Annotated in this window: 5 protein-coding genes; 3 read left to right on the forward strand and 2 right to left on the reverse strand. The window is 56.7% G+C overall.

What is annotated here, in order from left to right:
- Positions 1–190: 190 nt before the first annotated feature.
- Positions 191–736, reverse strand: coding sequence for a cytochrome b (locus SMD27_RS23965; protein WP_320510988.1), 546 nt, complete (start codon positions 734–736; stop codon positions 191–193).
- Between the two features lie 638 nt (positions 737–1374).
- Between SMD27_RS23965 and SMD27_RS23970 the strand changes: the two genes are divergently transcribed.
- The 3 genes from SMD27_RS23970 to SMD27_RS23980 all read left to right on the forward strand — a co-directional run bounded on the left by SMD27_RS23970 (position 1375) and on the right by SMD27_RS23980 (position 5246).
- Positions 1375–2439, forward strand: a complete 1065-nt coding sequence (locus SMD27_RS23970) for a helix-turn-helix transcriptional regulator (RefSeq protein ID WP_320510989.1) — start codon at positions 1375–1377, stop codon at positions 2437–2439.
- 931 nt (positions 2440–3370) lie between these two features.
- Positions 3371–3928 carry a Dps family protein gene (locus SMD27_RS23975; protein ID WP_320510990.1) on the forward strand — a complete coding sequence of 186 codons (558 nt, stop codon included), beginning with the start codon at positions 3371–3373 and terminating at the stop codon, positions 3926–3928.
- Between the two features lie 757 nt (positions 3929–4685).
- Entirely contained in the window at positions 4686–5246 is a 561-nt protein-coding gene (locus tag SMD27_RS23980; RefSeq protein ID WP_320510991.1) for a cytochrome P460 family protein, read from the forward strand.
- A gap of 136 nt (positions 5247–5382) precedes the next feature.
- Here the strand turns inward: SMD27_RS23980 and SMD27_RS23985 are convergent.
- Positions 5383–5754: hypothetical protein (locus SMD27_RS23985; RefSeq protein ID WP_320510992.1), on the reverse strand; the 372-nt coding region annotated here is incomplete at its 5' end.

A 5754-nucleotide genomic window follows, 5' to 3' on the forward strand; every position in this document is an offset into this window, starting at 1 on the left:
GGGCGGAGCTGATTTGTCGGCAATCCTGTCGCCGATCTGAGGGGACTGTTCCATGTCGGTTTCCTTAACCTCAACTTCATCACGTAAGCTTCAGAAGACCTGATGATGGAGCTTGGTCTCGCGCAAAGGCTTTGTCCCGAAGTTCCCGAGTTTCCGCACGCAGCGAATCGAGGGCGAGCGATGCCGAAAGTCATGACTTTCGACATCCGCCCGGCGCCATCGATTGAAGGACATCGTCGCCCAGATAGAAATGGTGGAAGATAGCCGCGGCTGCATGCACGCCAGCGATCCATAGGATGGCGCTGCCCAGGGCGATGTGTATTTTCATGATCAGTTGCCCCACCTCATGCGCCTGTGCGATCTGGAGGGCAATATCAAATCCGACAAGGGTGAGGGGAATCCCCTCGAGCCAAGTACCGAGCATCGCTGTCGCGGGAATCGCGATGAGGAGCGCATAAAGCGAGAAGTGGACGAGCTTCGAGGCCGCAGCCATCCATCGCGACATCGGTTGCTTCTTGGGCGCGCTGTCGATCAGCCGCCATACCAACCGCAGCACGACGACAATGCAGACGAGCACCCCGAATGTTTCGTGAAATCTGCGGAGCCCCTCCGCGTCCGCGGAATAGAGCGAATAGCGGTCGCTCTTGCTCAGCACATAGGCGGCAAGAACCAGCATGACGGTCAGCCAATGGAAGGCTTGGGTGACGGCGCCGTAGCGAGAGGAAGTGCTGCGCAATCCGACTATCTCACTCCGATCTTAGGCCCGCTGCAGCGGTTGCTAAGCTGGCCAGCTCCTCCAACGTCCAGCTTTACCTTATGACGAACCCCTTGCCCAGGCGTCCTAAATCCGTGTCCGAGCGTCCGGCGCTTCAACCTGGACCGCGGTTGGAGATGCCGTCCCGGCGGAGATCGGGGCATCCGCCAAAAACAACTCCACTTTGCTTCGTGCCGTGCCACAACCGAAGCGGCCGAAACCCGCCAATAGGTACGAGCCCGAAGTCGGCCATTCGCGCAGCAGTGGAAAAACGCTCATCGCGCGCAACGCTTCTCCCTTTTCCAAACTTGCGCGAATCGAGCAAAAACCTTCTGTGCACAGCAAGTCCCTCCAAGAACCGTCCCACCAACGCCGGCAGAATTAGTTATCGGAAGCTCAAGCGACTGCGGGCTCATTCATTCACACCCCTCTAAAGCGCGCTGAGCGTATCGACACCTACAAAAGCCAAATCGAGACTCGGAGAATGATTATGATCCACGATTTGCACAGAGATTGGCAACGCTGGTCGAGGGCGGAACGGGCACTCGCCCCGGTGATTGCGGCGATTCTCCTAATGGCCATTCCAGCAGCTATTCTACTGACTATCTAGAGGTCGTTGAATGCAACAAGTCTCGATAGCCGCACCGGCGAAGTGGTGGCGATCCTCAAAGCCGCTTTCGCGAATTTCGGGAACTGATCTCGACAGACTGATGGGGACGATGGAAGTCGCCTCGGCTCAGCTGTCCGAGTGCCTCTTCGCCACTGAAGCCCGCCTCCACATCGAGAGGACCAATCTGCCGACCATACACTATGGTCTCACCGGTTCCGGCACGATTCTCATCGAAGGCGAAGCAGCGTTCGAGCTCGCCCCGAAAATGCTCGTCGTGGCGCCGCCGAATAAGTCAATCGACATCATCGCGGCCGGTCCATCGTTTGGGCGGCTCCGTAACTGCACCGGCAGCATCAAGAAAAACTGCTTTGTTCCTGGCTCGGTGCACCGCCACGAGATCGGGGAAGGAGAGGCATCATTTTCGCTCGTCTGCGGTCACTTCCATGCAATTTACGGTCCGGGACTTGATCCTTTTGCTTCGCTTGCTTCGCCAATCGCCGAACGCTTTGATGCGCATGGTCAGGTCGACCATCTGATCAACTATGCGATGATGGAACTTGCCGGGCGGGAGATCGGTGGACAGCCGATGGTGTCCACCTTATTCAAGCTGGTGTTGCTGGCTTTGCTTCGTCGCAGTCTAACGTCCACAAACGCTTGGGTGGAGAGTTTTTCGCTTCTGAATGACCCGCCGATAGCGCGCGCGTTTGCTGAAATGGCGTCACGCCCCGCGGCAAACTTCAGAGTTGAAACCCTGTGTAGCTCGGTAGGGTTGAGTCGCTCGGTGTTCATGGCGAGATTCGCGGCCGCGTTTGGAGACTCGCCGATGTCCGTCCTAAGGCGCCTTCGGATGCGACATGCGGCGGGCCTTCTGGCAGCGAATGCACTGTCCATCGAGCAGGTTGCATTTCAGGCGGGCTATCGGAGCCGCAGTAGCTTCAGCCGGGTCTTCCGGAAGCACTACGGAATCGACCCTTCAGACTATCGGGCAGAGGCAAAGCGCGCCGTCGTTACATATGAGGTCGAACGAAGCGGCGCCCTGAATGACTATCCGCCGTTGGCGATTAAAGTAGCGTGATGACGGCGGTCGGCCGATGACCTAATATCCCCACTTTCCTGAATACGGTGTACCCTTATGCGGCTGACCATCGGAGGGCTGCCTAATACCGTGCTGCGTCTCCGTCAGTTTGCCATCGAAGATAAGCGAAAATAGTTCGCGAAGCCTTCCACGAACACCCGCTGGTGGCCGTGCTTGGCCAAAAATATTGCCCATTGGCGGAGTAAGATAATCGACGACCAGAGCATCGACGGGGCGTGCTTCGCACAGCCCGTCGATGGAGACCAGCGTTCCCCAGGCTCGAACCGGGCGCGCGGACCGCTTCCCAATGTCGGCGCTGATGAGATCGAGTACCAAGCCGGCCTTTTGTAGGGCGTCGTGTTCGAGGGCGACGAACTCGTGCTCGCCGGCATAGGGCTCGTCGCTCGCGTATGCTTCTCTCGTTTACAGCTTTACGCGGGAATAAAGCAAATAGGTTCTGTGCACAGCAAGTCTGTGCAAGAGCCGCCCGATCATCGCCGTCAGAATTAGTCATCGGAAGCTCAAGCGACTGCAGGTTGCTCATTCAAAGCGCGCTGAGCGCACCGAAACCTACTAACGCAAATTAGAGGACCTGGAGAATGGTTATGATCTACGATTTGCACAGAGATTGGCCACGCTGGACGACCGCAGAACGGGCATTCGCCCCTGTGATCACAGCGATTCTTTTAATCGACATCCCAACAGCAATTCTACTGATTGCCTGAAGGTGGTTGGATGCGAAAAGTCTCGATGACTGCACAGGCAGCTGGTGGTGATACTGAAAGCCGCCCATGCGTCATCATCTGCGCGAGACGCCACCAACCATACAGGATGCCGCTAGCCGATCGTAGCGATGGAGGCCAACGCACATGAATTGATGTTTGCCGATCGTCATTGTTTGACGCTTTCCAAATAACCACGGCTGCCGCGAATGTCGAATAAACAGAAGGAGATGATCATGACAGGAAAACACCTTATAAGTGCACGACCGGGAGAAACCGGTGGAGTCACCGACCTTTCGGCAGATGTCAGCTGCAATATCGGTGCAGCTCTAAAGAGCCTGCTGGCCGATGTATTTTCTCTCTACCTGAAGACGAAGAACTCCCCTTGGCATATGAGTGAGCCACATATCATCGATTGCCGCCTCCTCCTAGATAGACATGGCATGCAGGTCTTCGCGATGATCGATCCAATCGCTGAGATAATGGGCCAATTGGGTGGGACCACGTTACGTGCCATCGGAAACAACACTCCTACGCAAAGTGCGGCGGATGCAGATGACGAATATATCGGGCCTCAGGGCATGCTTTCTGAACTTCGGGACGACACTCAGCGGTTAACCAAGACGATGCACGAAGGGCGAAAAAACGGTGATGGGACCGGCGACGTCGGGACTGCCAGTCTTTTCGAAGTGTGGATCGATGAAACAGAATGCCGCGCCCGGTTCCGATATAAGGCGCCACGTCATCCTCCTCGTTCGAATAGCTAAGCCAGCCGGGCGGCTGGTAGCTGAGGTGGTTCTCAGCCCCGACGAGACCCGCCACCGATGCAGCGGGCGCCCACGGAAGATCGGTGACGATGTCACCGAGACCTTGCCCGGCCCGGTTCAAGATCATCCGCACGGCGCGCCAAGGCTTGCATGCCACTGCTGTGGCGGCGCACTGCAGGTCGCCGCGCCGGTGCTTCCCATTGAGCAGGGTGGTCGGACCTCGGCCTTGTGGCCCATCTGCTGATCTCAAAATATTCGGAATCATCCGCCGTTTTGCCGGCAGTCTCAGATCTATACCGGAAGATGGCGAGCTCGAGCGATCGGCATGGAAGCCGGCACCGGTCATGACATGCGGCCGATGACATTGACCAGAGCAGAGAGCAACGCCGCGGACATTCGGACACATATTCAGGACCATAAGATCTCCGCCCGTCCCTACAATGAGTTCTATCTCAAGTCACGCACCGCGGCCAAGATACTGAAGAGATGGAGAATTCTATGATCGGAAGGATTTTTAGCGCTAAGGCTGCCGTCGCCTGCGCAACAAGCTTGAGAGTTTCGGTTACCGCCACTTATTTTGGCGCAAAGGGCTAGCGATAATGCTCCGCCGCCCCGCCCGGTACTTGCCCAAGCACCACTCCGCCGGCGTGCTTCATTCGCCGGAAAAGCTCCTTGATTGGGCTTTTGTTGGGCCCCCTCACCCCTACTCGCAGCTCACGCAGCCCGCTGAAAAACCTGCAGCATAAAGAGAACAGACATGAAATCTCACCTTATTGCTTCCGCCCTCCTCATTGCTGCGGTGACTGGTATAACGATTGTCCCAGCGATAGCCGATGATGCTTCACTGCAAACGATCGTCGATAAAGATGGAAACATGCGGATGCCGGACAACTACCGAGCCCGTTTTCAGTTTCTCGGTGCTTGGGCAATTGCGGCAGAATCCGGCCAAGGATCGAAGCAGATGCATATTGTTTATGCATCTCCTGGTACTGCTGATCAATATCGGGCGACCGGACAGTTTCCGGACGGAGCTGTCTTAGTCAAAGAGGTATACGAGACATCGACGGAAGACATGGCGACCGGTACCGTAAGCAGGGAATCAACCTTGAAAGGCTGGTTTCTCATGGTAAGGGATAGCAAGCATAGCTTCCCCAAGAACAAGCTTTGGGGCGACGGATGGGGCTGGTCCTGGTTCGACGCCGGTGATCCAACCAAAACGACGTCTACCGATTACGTTTCCGACTGCAAATCCTGCCATATACCAGCCAGCTCCACGGATTGGATCTACATTCAGGGATATCCGCCTCTCTCAAAATGACGAGACGGCCTTATTGAGCGGTTACCTCCGGGCATCCGACCTCACATCGGACAACTCTTCGAAGACCAAATTCGTGCGCGCCGGCGCAGGCGTTGGTGGTCAAGACGATTCGGCCTCAATCCGCTCACTTTGAGATTCAAAAAGACGGACCTTGAAGAAGCCACGGCGGCTGGAAGCTCCGCTTGAGGGTGGCCTCGACGCTGACAACGGTGGCGAGGCCAGCGACTTGATATTTAGCCTTCAATCGCATCGCATTACTCGATCTCAGGTCAGCATGATTCGATATATCCGTGAGGGCGCGGCGATCAGTCGGAACGGGGAAATGATGGAAGGGGAAATGACAGAAGGGGAGACGGGCCAGCGGCGGGCGATGGGGCGTCAGGCTGGAGAGCGCGGGAAGAAGCGCGGTCCAGTGTTCAGAACAGTAAAAAGGCTCCGGCTTTGGCTGAACCGGGTTCTGGCGGCGCATTCCGAGGTCGGCGATCCGGCGGTCTTCGACAATGATGTG

The organism is Dongia soli, assembly GCF_034044715.1.
Taxonomy (GTDB): Bacteria; Pseudomonadota; Alphaproteobacteria; order Dongiales; family Dongiaceae; genus Dongia_B; species Dongia_B soli.

Coding starts and splice junctions, on each gene's coding strand:
- SMD27_RS23970 (WP_320510989.1), top strand. CDS start 1,375: ATGCAACAAGTCTCGATAGCCGCACCGGCGAAGTGGTGGCGATCCTCA.
- SMD27_RS23975 (WP_320510990.1), top strand. CDS start 3,371: ATGTCGAATAAACAGAAGGAGATGATCATGACAGGAAAACACCTTATA.
- SMD27_RS23980 (WP_320510991.1), top strand. CDS start 4,686: ATGAAATCTCACCTTATTGCTTCCGCCCTCCTCATTGCTGCGGTGACT.